Here is a 25,709-nt window from a genome sequence, read left to right as displayed (position 1 = left end):
AGCCCTAACTTTTGACAGGCAGCCAAAGAGGGGCGCGAGAACTTCAGATATTCCTGACCGTCACGACACGATCGCGGCCGCCGTGATCTTTGAAAACGGCGGCGTCGCGAAAACCTTCCGACGATAGGATTTCGACGACGCTCGCCGCCTGCCGCGCGCCGATCTCGAGAAAGATTGCGCCGCCCTTCGCGAGCAAGCGGCCAAAATCGCGGGCCAATAGTCTGTAGCAATCGAGGCCGTCCTCGCCGCCAAAAAGAGCGAGGGCGGGATCGTGTCTGACGACCTCCGGCGCAAGTGCGGCCGTTTCCGGGCGCGCTATATAGGGCGGATTGGCGACGATGAGATCGAAGCATCCACTGATCGCGTCCGCCCAACAGCCGCATATGATCGACGATCGGCTGGCAAGACCGCACCGATCAAGGTTTTTCGCGGCGACTTCGCACGCGGCCGGCGATAAATCGACCCCCAGTCCAAAAGCCTGCGGCGTGGCGTGGAGGACAGCGCATAAAATCGCTCCGGAACCTGTTCCGAGGTCGAGAATTTTTGGTCTTGAAAGGCGCCGCTCGCGCAGAAAGGCCAATGCGCGATCGACCAGCATTTCGGTGTCGGCCCTCGGGTCCAAAACGTCGCGGGTTACGATCAAATCCAGACCATAGAAGTCATTGTGACCGAGAATCCGCGATATTGGTTCGTCCCGGAGACGTCGCTCCAATGAAATTAGCAGGCGCGCAGCCTGCGGATCGCCAAGCGTCTCATCGGCGCGAATCACAAAGTCGAGCGACGTCAAACCCGTCGCGTCTTCCAAGAGCAGACGCGATTCAAGCGCCGCCGGCTCTTTGCCGGCGGCGGCAAGAACGGCCGCGACCCTCGCGCGGGCTTGCCCAAGAGTGACCGACGCCGAGAAAAGCGGAAAGGATTTTGCGAGCTTCAGGTTGCCAACGCCTTGCTCAAGATTCGCGTCAAACGCGCCGCGAAGGCTGAAGCGTCGTTCGGGGGAGCGCCGTCAAGCAGCCGCGCTTCGTCGAAAATCAGCCAAACCGCGTCTTCAAACAGTTCCGATTCGCTGCGCTTCATCAAAGTCTCAAGCGAAATGACGAGTGGGTGGGCCGGATTGATTTCAAGAACCGGTTTCATGTCCATAGCCGACTGACCGTGGGCGGCCAAGATCTGTTGCAATCTGAGGTCCGGACCGAATTCAGGCGCGACAAGACAGGCCAGGCTTTCGGAAAGTCGGTCGGATATTCGGACGTCTTCGACGACTGTTGCGAGCGTTTCCTTGGCGCGGGAGATCAAATCCGCGAATGCGCTCGCGGGCTCGTCAGGTTTCTTGGCGCCGTCGAGCAGTTCCACCGTTTTGATGTCGGCGGCGCCTTGCGTTGCCGACTTGAATGGCTTGCCATCGACGCCCGCAGCCGTCTGGACCCAGAATGCGTCAACCGGGTCCGATAGCAGCAATACTTCGATGCCTCTGGCGCGGAAACCTTCCAGTTGCGGACTTGCCGCGATCCTCTCTGCGTTTTCGCCGACGAGATAATAGATTGCGGTCTGGTTCGGTCGTAATGCCGAAACATAATCTGCGAGTGTCCGCGTTCCGTCCTGGGAGGTGGTTGTCGCGAAACGCGCCATTTTCAGCAACGGGTCGCGGCGTTCCGGATCCTCATAGAGGCCTTCTTTGATTACGGCGCCAAAATTCTTCCAGATCGTCAGGAACTTCTCGCGATCCATCTCGGCCAGCTTGCCAAGCTCTTGAAGCAGCCGGTTTGTGACGCCCTTCTTGATCGCCGCGAAAAGCGGGCTCTCCTGGACCATTTCGCGTGAAACGTTCAACGGCAGGTCGGGCGAATCAACCACGAGACGCACAAACCGGAGGTAGCCCGGCAGGAGATCGCTGTCGCGTGAGATCAATACACGCCGCGAATAAAGCTTGGTCCGCCCTTTGCGCGCCGGATCGAACAGGTCGAAGGGCCGCGACCCGGGTACGAAAGCGAGCACGGCATATTCCGCGCGTCCTTCCGCGCGCCAATGAACCGTGAGGGCAGGTGAATCGAACTGGCCGGAAAGCTCTTGATAGAATTCTCGATATTGTTCTTCCGTGATCTCCGACTTTGGCTTGGTCCAAAGCGCCGCGCCTTCGCTGAGGCGCCTTGGCTCGGCTGTCGGCGTGTCCAGCAGGTCGATTGGCGTAGCAACGGCGCTTGAATGCTCGCCGATAATCGATTCGACCCTGCCCGGCTCCAGATAGGCTTTTGAGTCCTCATTCAGATGCAGGACGACACGCGATCCGTGACGCGGCGCATCTTCCAGAGCGAGCGGGGAAATCTCGAACTCGCCCTTGCCGTCCGAGCTCCAGCGCCAAGCTACGTCTTCCCCGGCGCGTCTGGTCTCTACGACGACCCGGTCGGCGACCATGAATGCGGAATAAAAGCCAATTCCAAACTGGCCGATGAGTTCGGCCGCGCCTTTTCCCGACGCCGTCATCTTTTCAAGGAAAACACGGGTGCCGGAATTTGCGATCGTGCCGAGGGCGGTGGTCAAGTCCTCGCGGGCCATGCCCACGCCATTGTCCTCCACCGCAAGCGTTCCATTTTCCGCATTCAGGATGACGCGGATTGCAAAGGATTCGCCCTCGCCAAGCAGAGAAGGATTGCTGTTGGCCTCATAGCGAAGTTTCTCGCATGCGTCCGCGGCGTTGGAAATCAACTCGCGCAGAAAAATGTCCCGCTCCGAATAGATCGAATGAACCATCAAATGAAGGAGGCGTGCTACATCAGCCTGAAAGACATGGCGTTCGCTTTCCATCGTCGTGGATTCCTGCGTCATTTTTTGATCTGATCCATGGAAGGTTGACTGGGACGGGTTTGCCGCCGCGCCGCTATATTGCGGGCGTTCCGTCCTCTTTCAAGGGCGACTGGGGGCGGGAGCGGCAAAAAATCGAGCCGGCCGGAGGTCGCCGGCCGGCTCATGTCGCAAAGCTGGTTACTGGTTCGGACGCCGCTCTGGCTGGGGGGCTGCGTCAACGCGGCTGGGACCGAACCGGCGCCATGGACAAGATCGACGATGTATTCGTAAAAGAGCGGGCAAAAGGCGCGACGGCGGCGGAATTGTGATTTTGTCGCCCACAGGCGAGGCCGTGCGAGACGCGCAACAGGGCTTTCGAAGCTTGCTCTCGCGCGAGAAACAGATCATCATCGCACCCTAAGGTTTCAAGAAAAGGCGCTCACTTGAGCGAAAATCAGCCGACTTTCCATATTTTTCGCTCCCCCTCGTCGGGCGAGCCTTCCCATGAGATCGTTGGTTTCGACAGGCGCGAATTGCAGGCGATATTTGACGTTTACGCACGTATGGTCGCCCAGGGTGTTTGGCGAGATTACGCTCTAGATTTTTCGACGTCGCGTGCTATTTTTTCCATTTTCCGGCGTAGCGGCGAAGCCGCTTACTATCGCATTGTCAAAGAGCCGAAATCAGCACGAAAACAAGGAGCTTATTCGATTGTCGCTCAAACCGGGCTGATCTTGAAGCGCGGCTCAGAGCTTCGTCGAGTGCTGGCCGTCATAGAAAAAAAGCCGACCTTTGTGACAATATAAAGCAAATCATAACTTTCGTAGCGCTACTTCCTCGATGCGGTGACTTGAGCCTTTGGTCAAGACAAGGCTGGCACGGGCGCGCGTTGGTAAGATATTGTCGTGCAAGTTACGAAGATTGATTCGCTTCCAAATGCTGCGCGCGGTCTCTTCTGCCTCAATATCCGAAATATCTGCAAATTTCCTGAAATAGGAACGAGGGTCGCGGAATGCTGTCGAGCGTAGCCGCATGAAACGGGAAACGTACCATTTTTCCAATTGGTCTTCGTCAGCGTCGAGATAAACAGAAAAGTCAAAAAAATCGGAGATGAAAGGTGTTTCCTTCCCGTCGCGCGGCAGCCGGCTGGGCAGAAGGACGTTCACGCCTTCGACGATGAGAATGTCTGGCCGGTCGACGCTGACTGTCTGGTTTGGCACAACATCATAGGTCAAGTGTGAGTAGATCGGCGCTTCAATATGACTCCTTCCGGCCTTGACGTCCGAGAGGAATCGCAGGAGGGCGTTGGTGTCGTAACTCTCTGGAAAACCCTTCCGATCCATGAGGTTTTCGTGCTCCAATTGCGCATTTGGCAAAAGGAACCCGTCGGTCGTGATCAGATCGACCTTTGGCGTGTTGGGCCAACGCGACAACAAGGCTTGAAGCACGCGCGCCGTGGTTGACTTGCCCACTGCGACCGATCCGGCGACGCCAATGATATAGGGCACCTTGCCATCGTCTGCGCCAAGGAAGCGCTGTGTGGCTTTAAATAGACCCTGGGTAGCGGCGACGTACAGCGCCAACAATCTGGAAAGCGGAAGGTAAATGGCGATCACTTCTTCCAAGGAAATCGGATCGTTGATCGACTGCAATCGTTTCAGGTCATCGATCGTGAGCGTCAAGGGAGTGTCGGCGCGTAATTGAGCCCACTCGTCTCTGGTGAAATGGCGATAAGGCGAAAGGTTCGGACCGGTCGTTTTGCCGGCAAAATCGCCGGCGGTTCGGTCAAAGCTTTCGTTCAAGGCCGCCTCCGGGTCACGCGAGGCCTCCTACTGGTTCCGGGAGGCTTTTTCTTGATGACCCGATTGTCGAGTGCGCCAAGCGAGTTCGTCGAACACATCCTGCAATGGAACGCCGCCGTCTTGAAGCAAGACCAATAGATGATAGAGAACGTCGGCGGCTTCCAGCTTCAGCGCCGCCTGATCTTTTTCCGCTGCGGCGATGACCGCCTCGACGGCCTCCTCGCCGAATTTTTTCGCGATTCTTGCGGTGCCCGAATCGAGGAGGCTTTTCGTATAGGACTGATCCGCCGAGGATTCGGCGCGGCGTGCGATCAAAGAAGCCAAATCGTGAAGAGTGAAGGCATCGGTCATTGGGTTTCTGCGCCTTGAATATCCGGCGGATCCAGACGCATCGGGAGCCCGGCTTTCGCCATAAAGGCTTTTGCTTCCCCGATCGTATATTCGCCGAAATGGAAGATTGAAGCCGCGAGCACGGCGCTGGCGCGCCCGTCGCGTACGCCTTCCACGAGATGCTCGAGGGTTCCCACGCCGCCCGAAGCAATGACGGGGACGGATACGGCGTCGGATATGGCGCGCGTCAGTTCGATGTCGAAGCCCGATTTCGCACCGTCGCGATCCATCGAGGTCAATAGGATTTCTCCCGCTCCCAGCGCAACAACTTCCTGAGCGTAGGCGACGGCGTCGAGTCCCGTCGGCCGGCGTCCGCCATGGGTGAAAATCTCCCATCGTCCTGGGGCGATGGCTTTGGCGTCGATTGCGACGACAATGCATTGGCTGCCGAATTTTTCCGCCCCGCGACGGACGAAGTCTCTGTCGTGCACGGCGGCGGTCATGATTGACGCTTTGTCGGCTCCAGCGAGCAGCAGGTTTCTGATGTCTTCGAGCGAGCGTACGCCTCCGCCGACGGTCAGCGGCATGAAACAGGCTTCGGCGGTTCTTCTGACGACATCGAGAAGAAGCTTGCGTTCTTCATGGCTCGCGGTGATGTCGAGGAAGCAAAGCTCGTCCGCGCCCGCGGCGTCATAGGCGATCGCGCATTCGACCGGGTCGCCGGCGTCGCGCAAATTGACGAAATTGACGCCTTTGACCACCCGCCCGTCTTTCACGTCGAGACAGGGAATGACACGAGTTTTGAGCAAAGGAATTCTCCTGGTCAGGCGGCGCGTTTCGACTTGATCAGCTTCAGAGCTTGTTCTGGATCGAGACGGCCGTCATACAGGGCTCGGCCGGTGATCGCGCCGGCGAGGCGGGCGCAGTCCGGCTCCAACAGCCTTTCAATGTCCGCGATCGACGCAAGGCCGCCCGAGGCGATTACGGGAATGGCCAAACCATTCGCCAAGGCGAGCGTTGCTTCGATGTTAAGCCCCTTCAGGACGCCGTCGCGCGCAATGTCCGTGTAAATGATGGCCGCGACGCCAGCGTCTTCGAATCGTTTGCCGAGTTCAATCGCGGTAAGCTGAGACGACCGCGCCCAACCCTCGACGGCGACAATGCCGTCGCGGGCGTCAACGCCAATGGCGATCTTGCCAGGATGGCGCCGCGCGGCCTCGCGAACGAGACCGGGATCGCGAACTGCGGCGGTGCCAATGATGATGCGATTGACGCCTTTGCCGAGCCACGCGTCGATGGTTCGCATGTCGCGGATGCCGCCGCCAAGTTGAAGGGGCATTTTCGTCAGCGCGGCCAAGACCTTCTCGACCGCCAGCGCGTTCATCGGCTTTCCCGCGAAGGCGCCGTCCAGATCCACGACGTGAAGATATTCGAACCCTTGTCGTTCAAAAATGATGGCCTGAGCGGCGGGATCGTCGTTGAAAACGGTGGCGAGGGCCATGTCGCCATGGACCAGCCGGACGCATTGGCCGCCTTTGAGATCAATCGCAGGAAAAAGGATCACGGACGCCACCTCAGAAAATTGGAAATCAGCCGCAAACCCACTGTCTGGCTCTTTTCGGGATGAAATTGCACGCCCACGATGGTGTCCCGCCCCACGATCGCTGTCAGCGCCTCGCCATAATCGACCGTGGCGATCACATCCGTGACGTCGGAAGCCATGAGATGAAAGGAATGAACGAAATAAGCGTTCAAGCCGTTTTCTCCCGTCGGAACGCCCTCAAGCACGGCGTGCCTTTGACGTAGCTCGAGATTGTTCCAGCCCATGTGAGGGATTTTCAGACGCGGATCTTTCGGTTTGATGGGACCGACTGTTCCTTTGATCCACCCGAGCCCCGGCGTTTCGTGATGTTCCAGTCCTCGTTCAGCCAACAATTGCATTCCGACACAGATACCGAGGAAAGGCTTTCCCCGGTCGCGAACGGCTGCTTCAAGCGCATCAACCATTCCGTCGATGGCGAGAAGACCTTGCCGGCAGTCCGGAAAGGCGCCGACGCCAGGCAACACCACGCGATCCGCTCGCGAGACGGCTTCCGGATCTGCCGTGACGATGACCGCGGTCGCAATGCCGCTCTCTCGAGCGGCTCGTTCAAACGCTTTGGCTGCAGAATGGAGATTGCCGGAGCCGTAATCGATGATTGCGACATTCAAATCTTGGGTTCTCCCGACGGAAAAAGGCCCAACAGATCCATCGTTTCAACCGTCGGCGCCTTGGATATGTTCTTGTGTCCCGGCGTATCGGATGGCGGTCGCGTTGGGGACGCTAAAGCATCCTCCGTAAGTCCGCTGAAATAGACGACTTCCGCGTCGCCGCGGGAGGCGCCCAAAGCGAGAGATCGCAACGCGAAGCCCGATTTCGTGAGATGAGATTGTTCCAAAAGATCGTTTTCCAGTCCGAAGGCCGACGCGCCGATCAAATAAAGCAGAAGCGTGGTATCGCTGCTGATGCGGAATGCGAAGGCGGCGCCTGCCACGACAGCAATCCAGACGGTCCAAAGCCCGAATGCGAACCACAAATGTCTGCGAATGGCCCAGATCGGGGTCAGCAGGAAAGCCTCCCAATCGAAACCGCGCTTCACAAAAACAGCTCGCTCCAGGGCGTGGGCCGGCGAATCGGCCCTCGGGAGAAAAACCTCATAGAGATTCATGGGGCCGTTTCTCCCGACGTCAAAGCGTTCCCTTCGTGGAAGGTATTCGTTCCATTTGTCGTGGGTCGATCGCCAACGCGTCCCCCAAGGCGCGGGCGACGCCCTTGAAGCAGGTTTCGACTATATGATGGCTGTTCACGCCATAGAGCGTCTCGATATGCAGCGCAATTGCGGCGTGTTGGGCGAATGCTTGAAAGAATTCGCGAACGAGTTCGGTGTCGAATTCCCCGATTTTCGTCCGGGGGATTTCGGTGCGAAAAACCAGAAAAGGACGGCCCGATACGTCTACCGCGACGCGGGTCAGCGTTTCGTCCATGGGCAAATGAACATCGGAATATCGCGTTATTCCGCGAAGATCGCCCGCCGCGCGCTTCAGCGCCTGGCCCAGGGCGATCCCGACGTCTTCCACCGTGTGATGCTGGTCGATATGCAGGTCGCCCTTCGCGACGATCTCGATATCCATCAGAGAATGGCGCGCCAACTGGTCCAGCATATGATCGAAAAAGCCGATGCCTGTCGAAATCTTGCTGACGCCGGCGCCGTCAATCGCAATTTTCACAAAGATATCGGTTTCTTTGGTCGTGCGTTTGATTTCGGCTTGTCGCGTCATTTTCTTTCTCGCGCCGCTGCCAGGCGGCATATTTACTCGGCGTCAGCTCGTCACGTTGATCGTTCTTGCGATCCGCGGCGCATCATTCGTTTCAGGCTGTGGCGTCGCGCTGACGAGCGCATTGGCTCATAGCAAATGGCGGTCGTTCGCGCCACTCTAACAGCAAAAGACTTGTCATTGCCAGACGCACGCCATAGATGCGGACTGCATGTCGCAAGAGGCGGCTTCCTGCGGGTTATCTCATGACCGACCAATCTGGCGCGCCTTCGATGCATGCCACGACAATCATACTGGTTCGCAAAGGCAACAAGACGGTCATCGCCGGCGACGGACAGGTGAGCCTGGGCCAGACCATCATCAAGGGCAACGCGCGCAAGGTGCGGCGCCTCGGCAAGGGGCAGGTCATCGTCGGCTTTGCCGGCGCGACGGCGGACGCTTTCACGCTCTGCGAGCGTCTCGAGGCCAAGCTTGAGCAACATTCGGGGCAGCTCCTGCGGGCCTGCGTCGAACTTGCCAAGGACTGGCGCACCGACCGCTACTTGCGTCGCCTCGAAGCCATGATGCTGGTTGCCGACAAAAACGCCGCGCTCGTTCTTACGGGCAACGGCGACGTTTTGGAGCCCGAGGCGGCGTCGGACGGCGTGGTCATGGGGATCGGCTCGGGCGGCAATTACGCCCTGGCGGCTGGCCGCGCTCTTATCGACACGGAGATGGACGCCGAAACCATCGCGCGCCGGTCCTTGCACATCGCCGCGGAAATCTGCGTGTACACCAATTCGAATATCGTCGTCGAAACCATCGATTCGCTCTAGCTGCAAGCCGAGCAAAGATTCCGGGCCCTGAGCAATGACCGACCTCTCTCCGCGCGAAATCGTTTCCGAGCTTGATCGCTTTATCATCGGCCAGAAGGACGCCAAGCGAGCCGTCGCGATTGCGCTGCGCAATCGTTGGCGGCGATTGCGTCTCGAAGGAGCGATGCGCGAGGAAGTTCTGCCTAAGAATATTTTGATGATTGGACCGACTGGCTGCGGCAAGACCGAGATCGCCCGGCGTCTCGCGCGTCTGGCCAATGCGCCCTTTCTCAAGGTTGAGGCGACGAAGTTCACCGAAGTCGGCTATGTCGGCCGGGACGTCGAACAAATCATCCGCGATCTCGTGGAAATCGGAATTTCACTGGTCAAGGAGACGAAACGGAAGGACGTCGCGGCGCGCGCGCAACTGGCGGCTGAGGAGCGGATCGTCACCGCCCTGGTCGGGGCTAACGCCAGCGCGGCGACCCGCGACTCCTTCCGCCGCAAGTTGCGTGCGGGGGAGCTGGAAGACAAGGAAATCGAAATTGAAATTGCTTCGACCTCATCGTCCTCGCTGCCGATGTTCGAGCTCCCCAATATGCCCGGCGCGTCCGTTGGCGCGATATCATTAGGGGATATATTCGGGAAGGCGAATCGTTCGAAGCAGCAACGCTTGCAAGTCAAAGACGCCTATGCCCCTTTGCAAGCGGAAGAAAGCGAGAAACTGCTCGATCAGGACGAGATCGTGCGTCTGGCGATTCGTGAAGTCGAAAATAATGGAATCGTTTTTCTCGATGAAATCGACAAGATTTGCGCCCGGGACGGCCGCAGCGGCGATGTTTCGCGCGAGGGCGTTCAACGCGATCTCCTGCCCTTGATCGAGGGTACGACGGTGGCCACCAAGCATGGCGCCATCAAAACGGATCACATCCTCTTCATTGCGTCCGGCGCATTTCATGTCGCCAAGCCATCCGATCTTCTCCCCGAGTTGCAAGGCCGCTTGCCGATACGTGTCGAATTGTCTTCGCTCGACGAAGAGGACTTCAAACGGATACTGACCCAGCCTGAAGCAAGTTTGACAAAGCAATATTCTGCATTGCTTGCCACAGAGGGCATAAGCTTGGCGTTTACAGCGGACGCCATTGAAGCGCTGGCGCGCGTGGCGGTTCACGTCAATTCGAGCGTCGAAAACATCGGCGCCAGACGTTTGCAGACGGTCATGGAACGGGTGCTTGACGACGTCAGCTTTGCCGCGGCCGACCATTCAGGCCAGGTTGTGACGGTCGATGGAGCCTATGTTGAGGAGCGAGTCGGGGAACTGTCACGCAATGTCGATTTGAGTCGCTTTGTATTGTGATAAAGCCTTACGGTTTGTCCTATTGTCGAAAAACCGAGAAAAACCGTGCTGAAAGTGCGTTAATCAGTCGCGCGAAGTTTTAGGGGAATTGCAAGCGGCGCAGTTCAACGCGCAACTTTCCATGACTATATAACGGCAAACCGATCGGCCAGAATGTGGAGGATCGATGAGAAACACCGGCTTTCTGTTAATATTTTGGTTAAGTTGCTCCTTAGTGGTGTTATTCATGCGAAGGCAGAATCGATCGACGATGTTATTCTTGTTGGCGGGATGGTCAAAACGGTGGACGGGAAGTTGATCAGGATGCTCGGCGGGTTCGTGAACTGACGCCGGGCCTTGGTCGACGGTGATTGGGCAAGGCTGTCAACTTGAACATTGGCCATTCCGGCGGGACAAGAGGTGGTCCCCGGACCGCACTTCCGCCGCGACCGCCCTTGCCACGGAATTCGAGCGACGTCATAAGACGCTCAATCCTCCACTGCGCAGCGACCAATGACTTCATTTCCCGAACGCGTCTTTTCCGGAATTCAGCCGACCGGAAATCTGCACCTTGGCAATTATCTGGGCGCCATCGTCAAATTCGTCGCCCTGCAAAAAACGCACGAATGTTTGTTCTGCGTGGTCGATCTCCACGCGATCACCGTGCCGCAGGATCCTAAGGAATTGCGTCAGGCGATTCGCAGAATCGCCGCCGCTTACATCGCGTCGGGGGTCGATCCGGCGAAAAACATCATTTTCAATCAGAGCCAGGTGGCGGAACATGCGGAACTCGCCTGGATTTTCAACTGCGTCGCGCGCATGGGGTGGCTTAACCGCATGACCCAGTTCAAGGAGAAAGCGGGCAAGGATCGCGAAAACGCGTCGATAGGGCTTTTCGCTTATCCCGCCCTGATGGCGGCTGACATCCTCCTCTACAAGGCGACGCACGTTCCGGTCGGAGAAGACCAAAAGCAGCACATTGAACTCGCCCGTGACGTCGCTCAGAAGTTCAACAATGACTTCGCCGATTCTATTGCGGCGAATGGGCATCAGGGCGGTTTCTTTCCGCTGCCCGAACCGCTTATTCAGGGCCCTGCGGCGCGGGTGATGAGCCTTCGCGACGGCACGAAAAAAATGTCCAAATCCGATCCTTCGGAATTTTCGCGGATCAATCTATCCGACGATGCAGACGCCATCGCGCAGAAGGTGCGCAAAGCGAAAACCGATCCCGAGCCATTGCCGCTCGCCAAAGACGGCTTGGGCGGTCGACCCGAGGCCGAAAACCTGGTTGGGATTTTCGCGGCGTTGAGCGATTCGACTCCGGACGCCGTCCTCCAGCAATTTGGCGGCTCTCAGTTTTCCACTTTCAAGCAGGCGTTGGTCGATCTTGCCGTCGAGCGACTGGGACCAATCGGGGCTGAAATGCGCCGGCTGGAGGCGGATCCGGCCTATATCGACAGCCTTCTTCGGGAGGGTTCGCGGCGTGCGCGAGAAATCGCCGAACCGAATATGTGTCAGGTCAAGGATATCGTCGGCTTTATTCGTTGAGCCGCGCCCGATTGGTCTGCCCTTTGCTATCCTCTGGTGAAACGCCTATCTTCCAGCCAGAACCATCTCCGGCCTTGAACCGGACGATATTGGAGGCATGAATGTTCATTCAGACTGAATCGACGCCTAATCCAGCGACGTTGAAATTCCTTCCCGGCGGGCCCGTTCTCAATGGATCGAGGGATTTTCCGAGCGCGCGTGATGCGAAGGCGTCTCCGCTGGCGAGCGCGATTTTTGCGATAGACGGCGTCGGCGGCGTATTTTTCGGACCGGATTTCATATCGGTCACGAAATCTTCGGGAGATTGGCCGCAACTCAAGCCCGCCATTCTCGGCGCCATTATGGAACATTTCATGTCGGGGGAGCCAATTCTTACCCCGGGCGCCGGGGAGGCCGATTCCTCGCCAGACGAGTTTTTCGCTCCGGAACACGCGGAAACAGTGTCTCAAATCAAGGAATTGCTGGAGACCCGCGTCCGGCCGACCGTCGCGGCCGACGGCGGCGACATCGTGTTTCGGGGCTTCAAAGACGGGACCGTGTATCTTCATATGAAAGGCGCGTGTTCGGGCTGCCCCTCATCGACGGCGACCCTCAAGCGCGGCGTCCAGAACCTGCTCTGTCATTTCATAGCAGAGGTCAAATTGGTCGAGCAGGTGTAAAGCCACTCGCGAGCCGTTCGACAGGGAGCGAAACGCCGACCTAATGCGCATACTCGCGATCGACACGGCTTTGCCTGCAGTTTCTGTTTGCGTCCTTGACGATGGCGCCCGCGAACCGGTCGCAATCGAATCGATCCCGGTTGAAAAGGGTCATGCGGAAGCGCTTTTGCCCATGATCGAACGGGTCATGGCGAAGGTCGGGGGAGGATTTTCGTCGATCGGACGCGTCGCGGTGACCGTCGGGCCCGGTTCTTTTACAGGAATCCGAATTGGCGTCGCGGCCGCGCGCGGCATCGCGCTGGCCTGCGGGGTCGAGACGGTCGGCGTTTCGACGCTCGCCGCTTTCGCGGCGCCGCTTCTGGATCGGGAATCTGACGGCATCGTGGCGACAGCCATCGACGCGCGGCATGGCAACGTCTTCTTTTCGGCTTATGGCCCAGCCGGTCGTGTTCTTGCTTCGCCGCGAATCCTGCCTTTGAGGGAAGCCTGCCGGCTTCTGAGCGGCAGCCGCGTGCGCGCGGCGGGATCGGGCGCTTATCTTTTACGGGAAGAAGCGGCGGCTTTCGGTGGAGACATCGCCATCTTGAATGGCTCTCCCGCGCCTGACATTATGGCTGTGGCGCGGCTGGGGCTTGCGGCTGCGCCGGAAAACGCGCCCGCGCGGCCGATTTACCTCAAGGCCGCCGATGCGCAACCGACTGTCCAGCGCTCCCTGCCGCGTGTAACCTCATGATGGCTCCGTTTTTCCTCCGTGCGACCCCTTTTGCCGCCATTCCGCGCACCCTCCGCGTCTCGGACGCCATGGAATGTTCCCGTTTGCACCAGATGAGTTTTGCGCATCCATGGTCGATCATGGATTTTGAGGCGCTGTTGAACGATCCCGCCTGTGTGGGCGATGGCGTTGACGATAAATCTGGTCTTCTCGGATTTATCCTGTCGCGTCGAGCGGCGGACGAGGCTGAAGTGTTGACGATTGTGGTTGCGGCCGCGGCTCGACGGCATGGCTACGGGTTGAAGCTTTTGACGTCTCATATCGCGCGGCTGGCGGCCTTTGGCGTCAGAAATCTTTTTCTCGAAGTCGATGAGGCGAATGCGCCAGCTCTTAAGCTTTATCGGCGCTTCAGCTTTTCGGTTGAGGGAACAAGAAAGGGATATTATGCGAAAAATCAGGGAAAGCGGAGCGATGCTTTGATTATGCGTCGTAGTTTAAATTGACGTTGCGGCCGTCAGCCTCGTCATAAATATGTCGTGACAACTCCTTAACGGGCGCAAATGCCCTATTTCCGCGCGATTTTGTTGATTCTTGTCCTTTGCGGGTTCTACGGGATCGGCGTGCCAATTCAAACCCTGGCGCGCCGTCGGGGCTGGGCCTTGTCTCGAAAAATTCCGGTTTTTTTTTCCCAGACCGTCTGCACGCTGCTTGGCCTTCGGGTCCGTTTCGAAGGTGAGAATTTAGGGCCGAAACCTCGCATGATCGTTGCCAATCATGTTTCATGGAGCGACATTCTCGTTCTTGCCAGCCGCGAAACACCCTGTTTTGTCGCGAAGAGCGAGGTCGCGGATTGGCCGGTCCTGGGCGCCTTCGCGCGCGTGCAGGACACTATTTTCGTTCGCAGGGAAAGCCGCGCCGACGTTCCCCGAGTGAACGCAGCCTTGGCGCGAAAAATGATCGGCGGAGAGGATATTTTGCTGTTCGGGGAAGGAACCTCGAGCGACGGCGCGGGCGTTTTGAATTTCAAACCGTCCCATTTTGCCGCCGCGCGCGACGCGCTGCGTCTTTCCCCTGACCTCGCCGAGATCACGGTCCAGCCCGCTGCGATCGTTTACACCCATGCGCGCGGGCGCAAGCTCGACGCCAACGGCCGCCGGGCGTTGGCGTGGTTTGGCGACGCGGATTTGGCGCCTCACATCTGGTTGTTGCTCAAGAGCGCGCCGATCGATTGCGTCGTGCGCTTTGGCGGCGCGATTTCGTTCAATGCGGACAGCGACCGAAAAGTCGTGGCCTACGAAACGGAACAGGCGGTGCGCGCGTTAACCGGTGGCGAAATCGCGGCGCTGGGAGGCGGTGATAAAATGCAGGAAATTTCGGGTGGAACCGGGTAGGATCAACGGGTAAATGCGTCGATCCCTACTGCCGCGGAGGAAATTTGAAGCCCGATCTGGAAGTTGCCGCAGCCGATGTCAATCGAGCGCCTGCTCGACCGGATTTCGCGGATAGGCGAGGCGGAAAGGTTCTCGTCAAATCCTATGGCTGCCAGATGAATGTCTATGACGCCGCCCGTATGGCGGACGTCCTGGCGCCGGAAGGTTTTGCCGAAACGAGCGAGCTGGACGAAGCCGATCTGGTCATTTTGAATACTTGCCATATTCGTGAGAAGGCATCGGAAAAGGTTTTCTCCGAACTCGGTAAGCTCCGCCAAATCAAGAATGCGCGCAGAGCCGAGGGCAAGGAATTTCGAATTGCCGTGGCCGGCTGCGTCGCGCAGGCGGAGGGCGCGGAGATTTTACGCAAGCAACGCGCGGTGGACATTGTAGTCGGCCCACAGAGCTATCATCGCTTGCCTGAATTGGTGCGGTTGGCCGCCGATGGACCGGTGATCGACACCGAATTTCCGACTGAAGACAAATTCGATCATCTTGGAACGCCATCCGACGACCGGATCAGGCGGCGTGGCGTCAGCGCTTTCCTGACGGTTCAGGAAGGTTGCGATAAATTTTGCTCCTTCTGCGTTGTCCCTTACACGCGCGGGGCTGAGATGTCGCGCGACGCGGCCAAAATCATTTCCGAAACGGAAACGTTGGCGCGAGCGGGCGTGCGCGAGATCACTCTGCTGGGTCAGAATGTCAACGCCTATCACGGGCGAGGCGAATCGGGCGGCGAATGGTCGCTGGCGCGCTTGATCGAGCGCCTGGCGCGGGTGGAGGGGCTGGCGCGCTTGCGCTATACGACCAGCCACCCCAACGACATGACCGATGATTTGATCCGTGTTCACGGCGATCAGCCGGAGCTTATGCCTTTCTTGCATCTTCCCGTGCAATCGGGCTCCGATCGCATTCTCGCCGCGATGAATCGGAAACATGGCGCCGACGATTATTTGCGGCTGGTCGAAAAAATCCGGACCGCGCGTCCTGACATCGCGCTGTCGTCGGATTTCATCGTCGGTTTTCCCGGCGAGACGTCGGAGGATTTCGAGGCGACTTTGGCGCTGATTCGCGCCGTTGGCTTCGCTTCGACTTTTTATTTCAAATATTCCCCCCGTCCGGGAACGCCAGGCGCAGAAATCCAGAATCAGGTTCCGGAAGAGGTCAAGGCCGAACGGCTCGCGCGCTTGGGCGAATTGGTCGAAGCGCAACGCAGAGCCTTCAATCTCGCGCTTGTCGGCCGAACGGTCGAGGTCCTTTTTGAGAAGCGGGGCCGAAAACCTGGGCAGATCGCGGGAAAATCTCCCTATCTCCAGATGGTTCAGGTCGACGGGCCAGACCATCTGGTCGGAAAAGTCGCCGCGGTTGAAATCGTCGAATGCGGCTCAAATTCCCTCTTCGGTCGGTTGATGAGCGAGATCGAACCTGGGTCCGGCGCCGGGGAGGCGTGTTAGCCATGTCATCGTTCAACGATGCGCTCGAGAACGCCGAACGCGCCGAGGATGGCGTCGCGACGGAATCAGGGCTGACCCTTGACGACAATCGCATGGCTTCACTGGTTTTTGGTCAATATGATCAGAATCTGGCGCGCATCGAGCGGCGGCTGAATGTCTCGCTCAATGCCAACGGCAATCAGGTCGTCATCAAGGGCCAAGCCGAAGCAGTAGGCCATGCGCGCCGAGTCTTGCAGATTCTATGGGCGCGGGCGCGTTCCGGACATCCGGCGACGATGGGCGATGTCGATGGCGCAATTCAGGAATGCGCGCTTCAGGGAAATCTCTTTCCCAAGGAGAGTCCGCAACCGCGATCGACTTTCGAACAAATATCGACACGGAAGAAAGGGCTCGTCCGAGCCAGGACGGCGGCGCAAGACCTCTATCTGCGCGAACTCAAGCGGTTTGAACTGGTTTTTGCGGCCGGGCCGGCCGGCACGGGCAAGACGTGGCTTGCCGTGGGCCATGCGGTGTCCTTGCTCGAGCAGGGCGTCGTCGAGCGTTTGATCTTGTCGCGGCCCGCGGTCGAGGCCGGAGAGCGGCTGGGATTTCTGCCGGGGGATATGAGAGAAAAGGTCGATCCCTATCTGCGCCCGATTTATGACGCGCTCCAGGAATTCATGGACCCGCGCATGGTCGAAAGGGGGATGCAGACTGGAATGATTGAGGTCGCGCCTCTTGCCTTCATGCGCGGGCGCACCTTGAGCAATGCCTGCGTTTTGCTGGATGAGGCGCAAAACGCCACATCCATGCAGATGAAAATGTTCCTGACGCGTCTCGGCGAGGGATCGCGTATGATCGTAACGGGCGACCCGACCCAGACCGATCTCCCCCCGGGACAGAGGTCCGGTTTGGGCGAGGCGGTCGAACTGTTGAAAGGCGTCGAAGGCGTTGGCATCGTGACGTTCGAGGACGCCGATGTCGTCCGCCATGATCTCGTGCGGCGGATCGTCGGCGCCTATGAGGCGGCGGCCAGGCGGGAGAGGGAAAAGGTGGTTCCCCGTTCGAACATTGACAAGGACTGGTCTCCATGAGTCCCGTCATCGAAATCGCGGTCGAATGTCCAGCTTGGCAGGAGCTCGGCGATTTGGAGATCATCGTCGCCCAATGCGTCGATCTTGCTTTGCGAGAGTTGGGAGAAAAGCTGCTCAAGGGGGCCGAGGTCAGTCTGCTTTTTTGCGACGACGCGCGGATGCGAGAACTGAACCGGCAGTTTCGGGGCAAGGATAAGGCGACCAATGTGTTATCCTTTCCGGGCGTCGATCCATTGGACTCGGCGCGTTTTCTGGGTGATATCGCGCTCGCCCATGAAACGATCGCCCGCGAAGCCGAGGAACAGGGGAAATCATTCGAGCATCATGTCCGTCACATGATCGTCCACGGATTCCTCCATCTTCTCGGCTATGATCATGAGGCTGAGGCCGAGGCCCTGGAAATGGAAGCGATGGAGATTCGTATCCTTGAAAGACTAGGGATCGAAAATCCTTATCGTGAAAACTTTGAACGTGAGTCTGATTGCAATGGCCGTCTCTGAACGGGATAAGGAAGAGCCTCCTTCTATTGAACGAAGTCCGGGGAAACAGGGTCCGTCGCTGATGGAGCGGCTGAGGGCGCTGTTCGGACTGAGCGGCGCATCGATCCGCGATGATATTGAAGACGCGCTCGAAGACGCATCGATCGCGGATGGCTTCAGTCCGCAAGAGCGGACGATCTTGAAGAATGTGCTCGGCCTGCACGAGATCAGGGTGAGCGACGTCATGGTGCCAAGAGCCGATATTGTCTCGGCGCCAGTTGACGCGTCCCTCGGGGAAGTGCTGTCAATATTTCGAACCGCGGGGCATTCGCGCCTGCCCGTGGTCGGCGAGACGCTGGATGATCCCCGCGGCATGGTTCACATCAGAGACTTCGTCGATTTTGTCGCGGCGGACGCCGAATCGAAGTTCAATCGAAGATCGAGCGCGGCCGCGGGTGGCTCTTCGTCGGCAATTTCGTCGCGGCCGGACGCCCTGCCAAATGAGCGCCTGCTGGCGATCGATCTGAGCGTCTCGCTTGAGGCGGCAGGGATCCTGAGGTCGGTTCTTTATGCGCCGCCTTCTATGCCGGCATTGGATTTGCTTGTCAAAATGCAGGCGACGCGAACCCATATGGCGCTGGTGATAGACGAATACGGCGGGACGGACGGTCTCGTCTCGATTGAGGATATCGTCGAGATGATTGTCGGCGACATCGAAGACGAACATGACCTCGATGAAAGTCCCAAGATTGAAACGGCAGGGTCCGGGATTTTCATCGCCGATGCGCGCGTGGGCCTTGAGGAAGCGTCGGAGAAGACAGGGCTTGATCTGATCGGGCTCGGTGAGCGCGAGGAAGTCGATACTCTGGGTGGACTCGCGGCCGCTTTCGCCGGAAGGGTCCCGATTCGCGGCGAGGTTGTTGCGAGTCCCGATCGCGATTTTGAATTCGATATCGTCGATGCCGATCCGCGACGCGTTAAACGCCTGAAATTGAGGGTGACGGGCCTCGGCTCGGCGGGCGAACCGACCTCGGACGGGGAAAAACCCGCCTCATGACGCCTTTGCCGCACGGGCCTGTCATTTTTCCATCGCAGCCTTTGCCTGGGGAAAGGTCCTTTCCTAGGTTGCGGGACGTTCGCAATTGCGGGATTGCCATCTTAGACTCGAAGCGACGCGCGACGCGCGCGTCGCGGCCCGCCGTCCCCCGTGCGGACCATTAAGCAAAGTGACGTCCCCGCGCCGTTTTTGTCGGGAAGGCCCGATGTTCGCACTTCAGCAATATGTCGTTCTCGCCGAAGGGTGGCCCCGGCGCCTCGTCGCATTCTGCGCCGGCGCTTTCGGCGCTTTGGCGCTGGCTCCGGTGAATTTCTTTCCGGCGCTCGCCATATCCATGGTCGTGTCCGTCTGGCTTTTGGACGGTTCGACGGCGAGCACATTTGGGGCGATTTTGCGGCGTTCCGCCAGCGCTGGCTGGTGGCTGGGCTTCGGCTATTTCGTCGTCGGCCTGTGGTGGCTTGGGGCGGCTTTTCTCGCGGATGGCGATCGATTCGCGTGGGCCTTGCCGCTTGGTGTCGTTGGCTTGCCCGTTTTTCTGGCATTTTTCACGGCATTGGGTTTCGTTTTCGCGCGGCTTCTGTGGTCGCCGAGCCCCTTGCGCATTTTCGCGCTTGCGGCAGGGCTGAGCGCTTCCGAATGGCTCCGAGGCTCGGTTCTGACAGGCTTTCCTTGGAATGACTTCGGGATGGTGTTGGGCGGAAATCTTTACCTCGCGCAAACCGCGTCGATCTGGGGATTGTATGGCCTGACCGTATTGTCGGTTTTGATTTTCGCGTCGCCTGCGCTGTTCTTTCAAAAGGGCCGGAAAAATGTGCCGGTTGGAGGGATTCTTTTTCTTGCCCTGTTAGGACTTTTCGGCGCGGTCCGCCTGTCGGCGCCGGAGCGCTTTGTCAAGGGAGCCCGACTGCGCCTCATCCAACCCGACGTCGCCATCGCCGATTTTCGCTCCGACCGGAGGAATCAGCTTCTAGAACATTATTTGTCGCTCTCGGACCGCGCGACGTCTCCCGATAGAAATGGCGTCGGCGACGTCACGCACCTATTCTGGCCGGAATCGTCGTTTCCCTTCATACTGTCTCAGGACGGCGGGGCTTTGTCCTTGATAGGATCGCGGTTGCAAAACGCCATCCTGCTGACGGGAGCGGCGCGCGCGGAGGGAGAAGGGCCGCGCGCAAAATATTTCAATTCCATTCAGGTGATTTCCGGCGGGGAGGTCAAGGAAAGCTACGATAAGATTCATCTCGTTCCGTTCGGGGAATATATTCCCTTCGGAGATATCGTCTCTCGCCTCGGGCTCACGCAGTTCGTCGATATTCCCGGCGGCTTCAGCCACGGCCGATCTTCCCGTCTTCTGACCGCTCCCGGTCTGCCGCCGATCTTGCCGTTGGTTTGTTACGAATCGATCTTTCCCAATGAAATTGCGGATCGAATCTCTTCGCAGGCCGTGCGTCCCGGCGTGATGTTGAATGTCACGAATGATGGCTGGTTTGGAAAGACGTCGGGGCCCTATCAGCATTTCGAACAGGCGCGCCTGCGCACGATCGAGCAGGGACTTCCGATGATTCGCGTCGCGAATACGGGAATTTCCGCGATTCTCGACCCCTTTGGTCGGGCGACCGCTTACGCACCGCTTGGTGTCGAGGCTGTGCTTGACGGTGAATTGCCGAAAGCTTTGCCAGCAACAATTTACTCGCGTCATTGGATCATTTTGCCGCTGATCTTGTGGGTTGCGGTTTTCTTCGTTTCCCTGGTGGGGCGGCGAAAGGTTTGACTTTAGGTCATGGGTTGGTGCAAACTAAGGTTGTAAATCGACGGGTTTCGCGCACGTGACCAAAATTCCCAATCCAATTGACAGGCATGTCGGCGCCCGGGTGCGGATGCGCCGTATGCTTGTTGGAATGAGTCAGGAAAAGCTTGGCGAAGCGTTGGGACTGACCTTTCAGCAGATCCAGAAATATGAAAAGGGAGCCAATCGGATCAGTGCGAGCCGGCTCCAGCAAATTTCCGAGGCGCTGAACATTCCGCTCGCCTATTTTTTCAAGGGCGCGCCAGTGTCCGATGGCGCGGCCCAGGGAGGCTTGGCGGAGGCGAGCGCGGAAGACAATTTTTTCAGCGATTTTGTCATGACTTCGGAGGGCCTCAGCCTTAACCGCGCCTTCGCGCGGATATCGGACCCCAAAGTTCGGAAGCGGATCGTTGATCTCGTCGCCACTTTAGCCGAAAACGAAAATCGGGTTTGAGGCGTTTGTTTCGTTCGGTATAACGAACGAAATTATCGATTTCGCTTGACCAAAAGAACGCCTCCCTTATAGACGATCCCGCTCTGAACAACATTCCAGGCCGGGTGGTTGCGCGTCGCGAGCAACGAAAACCAACCTCCCTTCAACCGCGTACGGGCAGGCTCAGCCAAATGCAGCCGCCCTGACTTTGATTTTGGAGAGCTTTCGTGGCCCGTAGCGATTTTCTGTTCACGAGTGAATCGGTTTCCGAGGGGCATCCGGACAAGGTCGCCGATCGGATTTCGGATGAAATCGTCGATCTTTTCTTCCGCGAAGGCGAAAAAGCCGGCCTTGACGGCTCGCAAATTCGCGTGGCGGCGGAAACGCTGGTCACGACTAATCGCGTCATCATTGCCGGCGAGGTGCGTGGTCCGGAAATTTCGCACGCACAGATCGAGCAGGCCGCGCGGAACGCGATCAAGGATATCGGTTACGAACAGACCGGGTTCCATTGGGACACAGCCGAAATCGAAATCCTGCTCCACGCGCAATCAGCCGACATCGCCCAGGGCGTGGACGCCGCCGGCAACAAGGACGAGGGCGCGGGCGACCAGGGCATCATGTTCGGATATGCTTCGAACGAAACCGCGGATCTTATGCCGGCGCCCCTCTATTACGCGCATAAAATTCTCGAATCGCTCGCGACAGCGCGAAAAGCTGGCGAAGGCGAGGCGATCAAACTGGGGCCGGACGCCAAGAGTCAGGTCACAGTAAAATATGTCGGCGGTCGGCCGATCGGCGTTACGCAGATCGTGCTCTCCACCCAGCACGTCGATGAGGATTTGACCTCGGAAGACGTCCGCAAGATTGTGGAGCCTTATATCGTCGGGGCCCTGCCCAAGGGCTGGATCTCGGACCAGACGATCTGGCACGTCAATCCGACAGGCAAATTCGTGATCGGGGGCCCGGATGGCGACACCGGCCTCACTGGACGCAAGATCATCGTCGATACCTATGGCGGCGCGGCGCCCCATGGCGGCGGCGCCTTTTCAGGCAAGGACCCGACCAAGGTCGATCGGTCAGCCGCCTATGCCGCGCGCTACCTTGCTAAAAATGTAGTGGCGGCGGGCTTGGCCGATCGCGTGACGATCCAGCTTTCCTATGCGATTGGCGTGTCGGAGCCATTGTCGATCTATGTCGACGCGCACGGCACCGCCAAGGTCGACGAAGCTGCGCTTGAGGACGTCCTCTTCAAGATCGTCCGTCTTTCTCCGCGCGGCATTCGCGAGCATCTTCAGCTCAATCGCCCGATTTACGCGCGCACCGCGGCCTATGGGCATTTTGGCCGCAAGCCGGACGGCGACGGCGGATTTGCCTGGGAAAAGACGGATCTGGTCGAAAAGCTCAAGGCCCATTTCGCCTGAAGTCAAAGCTGATGACGTCTTCTGAATATGACGGCCCGCGTCGCGCGCGTCGCGAAGCGGGCCTTTACGGGCGGCGCAAAGGCAAGGCGCTTCGCCCGCGCCAGGCGGAATTGGTCGAAAATCTGTTACCCTGCCTTCAGATCGATCTGTCGCGACCCATCGACCTTCCTGCCGAGCTGTTTTCAAATCGGCCAAGTGAATTGCGGCTTGAAATTGGCTTTGGCGGGGGTGAGCATCTTGCTGCTGACGCTCTTGCCCATCCCGGACGCGGATTTTTTGGTTGCGAACCATTTGTCAATGGCGTCGCCAAATTGTTGGTGGAAGTCGAGCGGTTCGGACTTGAAAATGTTCGCATCCATCCAGGCGACGCTGGCGAGTTGATCGACGCGTTGCCAGACAATTGTCTTTCCGGCGTTTGCCTGCTTTATCCCGACCCATGGCCGAAACGCCGCCACAAGGAGCGGCGCTTCGTTTCCGATCCGATGCTCGCGCGGTTGGCGAGGGTCATGCGGCCGGGCGCCGAACTGCGCTTTGCAACGGATATTGACGATTATGCCGGATGGACGCTCGCCCGCATTTTGCGCTCGCCGGATTTTCTGTGGCCGGCACGGTCGGCGCAGGATTGGTTGACGCCATGGGAAGGATGGGTTGGCACGCGCTATGAGGCGAAGGCGCTGCGCGAGGGGCGGCGACCAGTCTACTTGACCTTCATTCGGCGTTGATCGCCGGCGCCTCGTCCGCGACGGCGCGTCGGCCGTACCGATGCAATTGCGCGCCGTGCGCCTTAAGCCAGGCCTCCGCCTCTTCGGTCCTTGGACAAAGACTTTTCGTCAAGGCCCAGAAATTTTCCGAATGGTCGTGATGGCGAAGATGCGCCGTTTCATGAGCGGCAAGGTAATCAAGGACGAAGGACGGCGCGAGGATCAGCCGCCACGAGAAATTCAGCGCGCCCTTGGCGGAACAGGAACCCCATCTGCTGGATGTATCCCGCAACGAAAGGCTGATCGGGCGGCGCCCTGCTTTGGCGGCATGTCGAGACACCGCCTGTTCGATGTCACGACGCGCTTCCCGCCGAAGATAGTCCGCCACGCGCCGTTCGAAATGGACCGGCTCGCCGCTCGCGCAAATTGAGAGCGCGCCGTCGACCCGTTCGACCCAAACCGGTCCGGTTCGTTCAGCGCGCTTGGGGCAATGGTGAAGAATATGCTCGACGCCGCGCAGCGGAATCCTGGCGCCTGGCAGGAAGGGGGTTCGTTGCGGTATCCGCGCCAGCCTGTTGGCAAGCCATTCGGCGTGACGTTGGGCAAAGTCGTGCGCCTGACGGAGGCTCGCCTTTGTGGGAATCGTCAGGACGATGTCGCCGGTCGTTCCCCTGATCCTGAGCGTGAGCCGTCGCGCCGCGGCGGCGCGCTTAACCACGACTTTGAAGACCCGATCCCTGTGCCGGACGTCGATGGAATCGATTTCATCGGGCGTTTCACGATGAAACGCCTTGAGAAAGCTTGTAAAAGCCGTCGTCTTCATGACGAGTAAACTCTCCCGCATTCATTTCTGGCATTGCGGACAAAAGAACGTCGAGCGTCCATTTTGTATGCGACGTTGGATGATCCCCTTGCATTTCGGCTTGGGGCAAGACTCGCCGGTTCGACCGTAGACGCCGAAATTATGTTGGAAATAGCCAAGCGAGCCATCGGCCTGGCGGTGATCGCGCAAGGATGAGCCGCCGGCCGCGATCGCCTCTTCCAGAACGGCGCGAATGGCTCTGACAAGGCGCTCTGTCTTTCCGGTCGGCGCGCTTTCCCGCGCCGCTATGTCCGACGCGGGACGGTCGGGCGCGAGACCGGCGCGATGCAAAGCCTCGCAGACATAGATGTTTCCGAGGCCGGCGATCAGCTTTTGGTCGAGCAGGGCGGCCTTGAGCGATGTCTTTCGCCCGGCGAAGAGCTCGGCAAGGGTTTCTGAATTGAAATTGTTCGACAAAGGCTCGACGCCAAGATTGGCGAAAAAAGGAAGCGCGTCCAATTGCGCATGATCCGCCAAGGTCATGAAGCCGAAGCGCCGCGGATCGTTGTAGGTCACCAAGCTATCGTCAAGATGAATGACGACGTGGTCATGCGCTGGGTCCTTCGAGTGCGGCGCTACGAAACTCCCGACAGGATCGGCGGCGTTTTCGACGCGGAAAGAGCCGCTCATCCCGAGATGGGCGATCAACGCCTGGTTGTCGTCCAGGGCGGCGATCAAATATTTGGCGCGTCGCTGCAAGGCTGTGATTTGACGCCCTTGCAATCTTTCGGCGAAGCGCTGAGGAAAGGGGATGCGCAAATTCTCCCGGCGCATTTCGACCCGCGAAATTCGCGCGCCCACCAATGTCGGAGCCAGTCCCCGTCGAACGGTCTCAACTTCGGGGAGTTCCGGCATCTTTTTTTCTCCAATCCGGGCATTCGAAGCGATAGATAGCCATTGGCTGGCGACCGCGCTATGGTCCGCCAACTTTCGGGAGTGGCAGATGCAGGATGCGCAACCGCCGGAAACGGTGACGAATCAGTACGCCGAATCGACAACACATTTTGGCTATTCGGAAGTGCTCCTCAACGAAAAACAGGGGCTTGTCGACGAGGTATTTCATAAGGTCGCGCATCGGTACGATCTGATGAACGATCTGATGTCGGGCGGCCTGCATCGGGTTTGGAAAGATATTCTGGTCTCCAGGATCAGACCATCGACGCGAACCGCGTTCAAACATCTTGACGTGGCGGGTGGCACCGGCGACGTTGCTTTTCGTGTCGCGCGCGCAGGTGGCGACAAGACTGAGGTCACTGTTCTCGACATCAATCCCGATATGTTGGCGGTCGGGCGCGAACGGGCCCGGAAGGCCGGTCTTGAAAAGCAATTGAATTTCGTCGAGGGCAATGCCGAAGAATTGCCTTTGCCCGACGGCGAATTTGACGCCTATTCGATCGCATTCGGCATTCGCAACGTGCCGCGCATCGACAGGGCGCTTGCGGAGGCCTATCGTGTGCTCAAGCGCGGCGGACGGTTTCTGTGCCTCGAATTTTCTCACGTGGAAGCGCCCCTGCTGGCGCGGCTATATGAAAGCTATTCGTTTACGATGATCCCGATGATGGGGCGATTTGTGACGGGCGACGCCGCGCCTTATCGTTATCTGGCCGAATCGATCCGACAGTTCCCCGCAGCCCAGGATTTCTCAGCCATGATCGAAGGCGCCGGCTTCCAACGCGTTGACTTCACGCGACTGACCGGAGGCGTCGTCGCCATCCATTCCGGCTGGAAGCTCTAAG

Annotated in this window: 29 protein-coding genes; 18 read left to right on the top strand and 11 right to left on the bottom strand. The window is 58.7% G+C overall.

Features of this window, described 5'->3' with window-relative positions; translation table 11 throughout:
- Positions 1-43 precede the first annotated feature (43 nt).
- Together prmC and htpG are read right to left on the bottom strand one after the other, a co-directional pair.
- Complete coding sequence (prmC, locus tag K2U94_RS01560; RefSeq protein WP_243068780.1) at positions 44-931, bottom strand: peptide chain release factor N(5)-glutamine methyltransferase; 888 nt, start codon at positions 929-931, stop codon at positions 44-46.
- The gene (htpG, locus tag K2U94_RS01555) at positions 928-2,745 is read right to left on the bottom strand and encodes a molecular chaperone HtpG (protein WP_336606175.1); all 1,818 of its coding nucleotides are present in this window, start codon (positions 2,743-2,745) and stop codon (positions 928-930) included. Before htpG ends, prmC begins: the two co-directional genes overlap by 4 nt.
- A gap of 98 nt (positions 2,746-2,843) precedes the next feature.
- Here htpG and K2U94_RS01550 point away from each other — a divergent pair, with 98 nt between their 5' ends.
- Together K2U94_RS01550 and K2U94_RS01545 are read left to right on the top strand one after the other, a co-directional pair.
- Complete coding sequence (locus K2U94_RS01550; RefSeq protein WP_243065531.1) at positions 2,844-3,107, top strand: hypothetical protein; 264 nt, start codon at positions 2,844-2,846, stop codon at positions 3,105-3,107.
- Positions 3,108-3,248: 141 nt separating this feature from the next.
- Positions 3,249-3,584: a DUF2794 domain-containing protein gene (locus K2U94_RS01545; RefSeq protein WP_243068779.1), complete on the top strand. Its 336-nt coding sequence runs from the start codon at positions 3,249-3,251 to the stop codon at positions 3,582-3,584.
- A gap of 6 nt (positions 3,585-3,590) precedes the next feature.
- Here K2U94_RS01545 and coaA read toward each other — a convergent pair whose 3' ends face one another.
- The 7 genes from coaA to hisB are packed head-to-tail and all read right to left on the bottom strand — an operon-like array spanning position 3,591 to position 8,228.
- Positions 3,591-4,580: a type I pantothenate kinase gene (gene coaA / locus K2U94_RS01540; RefSeq protein WP_243065530.1), complete on the bottom strand. Its 990-nt coding sequence runs from the start codon at positions 4,578-4,580 to the stop codon at positions 3,591-3,593.
- A gap of 27 nt (positions 4,581-4,607) precedes the next feature.
- Positions 4,608-4,931 (bottom strand): phosphoribosyl-ATP diphosphatase, encoded by a 324-nt coding sequence (locus tag K2U94_RS01535; protein WP_243065529.1) that lies wholly within the window; start codon positions 4,929-4,931, stop codon positions 4,608-4,610.
- Positions 4,928-5,719 (bottom strand): imidazole glycerol phosphate synthase subunit HisF, encoded by a 792-nt coding sequence (gene hisF, locus K2U94_RS01530; RefSeq protein ID WP_243065528.1) that lies wholly within the window; start codon positions 5,717-5,719, stop codon positions 4,928-4,930. Before hisF ends, K2U94_RS01535 begins: the two co-directional genes overlap by 4 nt.
- Before the next feature lie 14 nt (positions 5,720-5,733).
- Positions 5,734-6,483 carry a 1-(5-phosphoribosyl)-5-[(5-phosphoribosylamino)methylideneamino]imidazole-4-carboxamide isomerase gene (gene hisA, locus K2U94_RS01525; RefSeq protein WP_243065527.1) on the bottom strand — a complete coding sequence of 250 codons (750 nt, stop codon included), beginning with the start codon at positions 6,481-6,483 and terminating at the stop codon, positions 5,734-5,736.
- Complete coding sequence (hisH, locus tag K2U94_RS01520) at positions 6,471-7,121, bottom strand: imidazole glycerol phosphate synthase subunit HisH (RefSeq protein ID WP_243065526.1); 651 nt, start codon at positions 7,119-7,121, stop codon at positions 6,471-6,473. The genes hisA and hisH overlap by 13 nt, the downstream gene beginning before the upstream one ends.
- Positions 7,118-7,618 (bottom strand): DUF2628 domain-containing protein, encoded by a 501-nt coding sequence (locus K2U94_RS01515; protein ID WP_243065525.1) that lies wholly within the window; start codon positions 7,616-7,618, stop codon positions 7,118-7,120. Before K2U94_RS01515 ends, hisH begins: the two co-directional genes overlap by 4 nt.
- A 19-nt stretch (positions 7,619-7,637) precedes the next feature.
- Positions 7,638-8,228 carry an imidazoleglycerol-phosphate dehydratase HisB gene (gene hisB / locus K2U94_RS01510; protein ID WP_243065524.1) on the bottom strand — a complete coding sequence of 197 codons (591 nt, stop codon included), beginning with the start codon at positions 8,226-8,228 and terminating at the stop codon, positions 7,638-7,640.
- Between the two features lie 242 nt (positions 8,229-8,470).
- Here hisB and hslV point away from each other — a divergent pair, with 242 nt between their 5' ends.
- The 15 genes from hslV (at position 8,471) to trmB (ending at position 23,132) form a co-directional block, all read left to right on the top strand.
- Entirely contained in the window at positions 8,471-9,040 is a 570-nt protein-coding gene (hslV, locus tag K2U94_RS01505) for an ATP-dependent protease subunit HslV (protein ID WP_272884833.1), read from the top strand.
- A 34-nt stretch (positions 9,041-9,074) separates the two neighbouring features.
- Positions 9,075-10,376, top strand: a complete 1,302-nt coding sequence (hslU, locus tag K2U94_RS01500; protein ID WP_243065523.1) for an ATP-dependent protease ATPase subunit HslU — start codon at positions 9,075-9,077, stop codon at positions 10,374-10,376.
- 492 nt (positions 10,377-10,868) lie between these two features.
- Entirely contained in the window at positions 10,869-11,903 is a 1,035-nt protein-coding gene (gene trpS / locus K2U94_RS01495; RefSeq protein WP_243065522.1) for a tryptophan--tRNA ligase, read from the top strand.
- 101 nt (positions 11,904-12,004) lie between these two features.
- Complete coding sequence (locus K2U94_RS01490; RefSeq protein ID WP_243065521.1) at positions 12,005-12,562, top strand: NifU family protein; 558 nt, start codon at positions 12,005-12,007, stop codon at positions 12,560-12,562.
- A 43-nt stretch (positions 12,563-12,605) separates the two neighbouring features.
- Positions 12,606-13,295: a tRNA (adenosine(37)-N6)-threonylcarbamoyltransferase complex dimerization subunit type 1 TsaB gene (gene tsaB, locus K2U94_RS01485; RefSeq protein ID WP_243065520.1), complete on the top strand. Its 690-nt coding sequence runs from the start codon at positions 12,606-12,608 to the stop codon at positions 13,293-13,295.
- Positions 13,292-13,777, top strand: coding sequence for a GNAT family N-acetyltransferase (locus K2U94_RS01480; RefSeq protein WP_243065519.1), 486 nt, complete (start codon positions 13,292-13,294; stop codon positions 13,775-13,777). The genes tsaB and K2U94_RS01480 overlap by 4 nt, the downstream gene beginning before the upstream one ends.
- A gap of 57 nt (positions 13,778-13,834) precedes the next feature.
- Positions 13,835-14,665: a lysophospholipid acyltransferase family protein gene (locus K2U94_RS01475; RefSeq protein WP_272884832.1), complete on the top strand. Its 831-nt coding sequence runs from the start codon at positions 13,835-13,837 to the stop codon at positions 14,663-14,665.
- Positions 14,666-14,709: 44 nt separating this feature from the next.
- Positions 14,710-16,158 carry a tRNA (N6-isopentenyl adenosine(37)-C2)-methylthiotransferase MiaB gene (gene miaB, locus K2U94_RS01470; RefSeq protein WP_272884831.1) on the top strand — a complete coding sequence of 483 codons (1,449 nt, stop codon included), beginning with the start codon at positions 14,710-14,712 and terminating at the stop codon, positions 16,156-16,158.
- Positions 16,159-16,160: 2 nt separating this feature from the next.
- A complete protein-coding gene (locus tag K2U94_RS01465; protein ID WP_243065517.1) occupies positions 16,161-17,231 on the top strand; it encodes a PhoH family protein in 1,071 nt (356 codons plus the stop codon).
- Between the two features lie 53 nt (positions 17,232-17,284).
- Positions 17,285-17,731 carry an rRNA maturation RNase YbeY gene (ybeY, locus tag K2U94_RS01460; RefSeq protein WP_243065516.1) on the top strand — a complete coding sequence of 149 codons (447 nt, stop codon included), beginning with the start codon at positions 17,285-17,287 and terminating at the stop codon, positions 17,729-17,731.
- Positions 17,688-18,767 carry a hemolysin family protein gene (locus K2U94_RS01455; protein ID WP_425332492.1) on the top strand — a complete coding sequence of 360 codons (1,080 nt, stop codon included), beginning with the start codon at positions 17,688-17,690 and terminating at the stop codon, positions 18,765-18,767. Before ybeY ends, K2U94_RS01455 begins: the two co-directional genes overlap by 44 nt.
- Before the next feature lie 205 nt (positions 18,768-18,972).
- Entirely contained in the window at positions 18,973-20,538 is a 1,566-nt protein-coding gene (gene lnt, locus K2U94_RS01450) for an apolipoprotein N-acyltransferase (protein ID WP_243080223.1), read from the top strand.
- A 55-nt stretch (positions 20,539-20,593) separates the two neighbouring features.
- Positions 20,594-21,007 carry a helix-turn-helix domain-containing protein gene (locus K2U94_RS01445; protein ID WP_243065514.1) on the top strand — a complete coding sequence of 138 codons (414 nt, stop codon included), beginning with the start codon at positions 20,594-20,596 and terminating at the stop codon, positions 21,005-21,007.
- 206 nt (positions 21,008-21,213) lie between these two features.
- Positions 21,214-22,410, top strand: a complete 1,197-nt coding sequence (gene metK / locus K2U94_RS01440) for a methionine adenosyltransferase (protein ID WP_243065513.1) — start codon at positions 21,214-21,216, stop codon at positions 22,408-22,410.
- A 110-nt stretch (positions 22,411-22,520) separates the two neighbouring features.
- Positions 22,521-23,132, top strand: a complete 612-nt coding sequence (gene trmB / locus K2U94_RS01435) for a tRNA (guanine(46)-N(7))-methyltransferase TrmB (RefSeq protein WP_336606141.1) — start codon at positions 22,521-22,523, stop codon at positions 23,130-23,132.
- Here trmB and K2U94_RS01430 read toward each other — a convergent pair.
- Both K2U94_RS01430 and mutM read right to left on the bottom strand, forming a co-directional pair.
- Entirely contained in the window at positions 23,119-23,934 is an 816-nt protein-coding gene (locus tag K2U94_RS01430) for a M48 family metallopeptidase (RefSeq protein ID WP_243065511.1), read from the bottom strand. The two genes, trmB and K2U94_RS01430, sit on opposite strands and share 14 nt — an antisense overlap.
- 21 nt (positions 23,935-23,955) lie before the next feature.
- Positions 23,956-24,828 (bottom strand): bifunctional DNA-formamidopyrimidine glycosylase/DNA-(apurinic or apyrimidinic site) lyase, encoded by an 873-nt coding sequence (gene mutM / locus K2U94_RS01425; protein ID WP_243065510.1) that lies wholly within the window; start codon positions 24,826-24,828, stop codon positions 23,956-23,958.
- Positions 24,829-24,916: 88 nt separating this feature from the next.
- Between mutM and ubiE the strand changes: the two genes are divergently transcribed.
- Positions 24,917-25,708, top strand: a complete 792-nt coding sequence (ubiE, locus tag K2U94_RS01420) for a bifunctional demethylmenaquinone methyltransferase/2-methoxy-6-polyprenyl-1,4-benzoquinol methylase UbiE (RefSeq protein WP_243068775.1) — start codon at positions 24,917-24,919, stop codon at positions 25,706-25,708.
- The last annotated feature ends 1 nt before the right edge of the window (position 25,709 follow it).

The sequence above is a fragment of the Candidatus Rhodoblastus alkanivorans genome (assembly GCF_022760755.1).
GTDB classification, from domain to species: domain Bacteria; phylum Pseudomonadota; class Alphaproteobacteria; order Rhizobiales; family Beijerinckiaceae; genus Rhodoblastus; species Rhodoblastus alkanivorans.
This window is presented reverse-complemented; position numbering and strand designations above follow the sequence as displayed.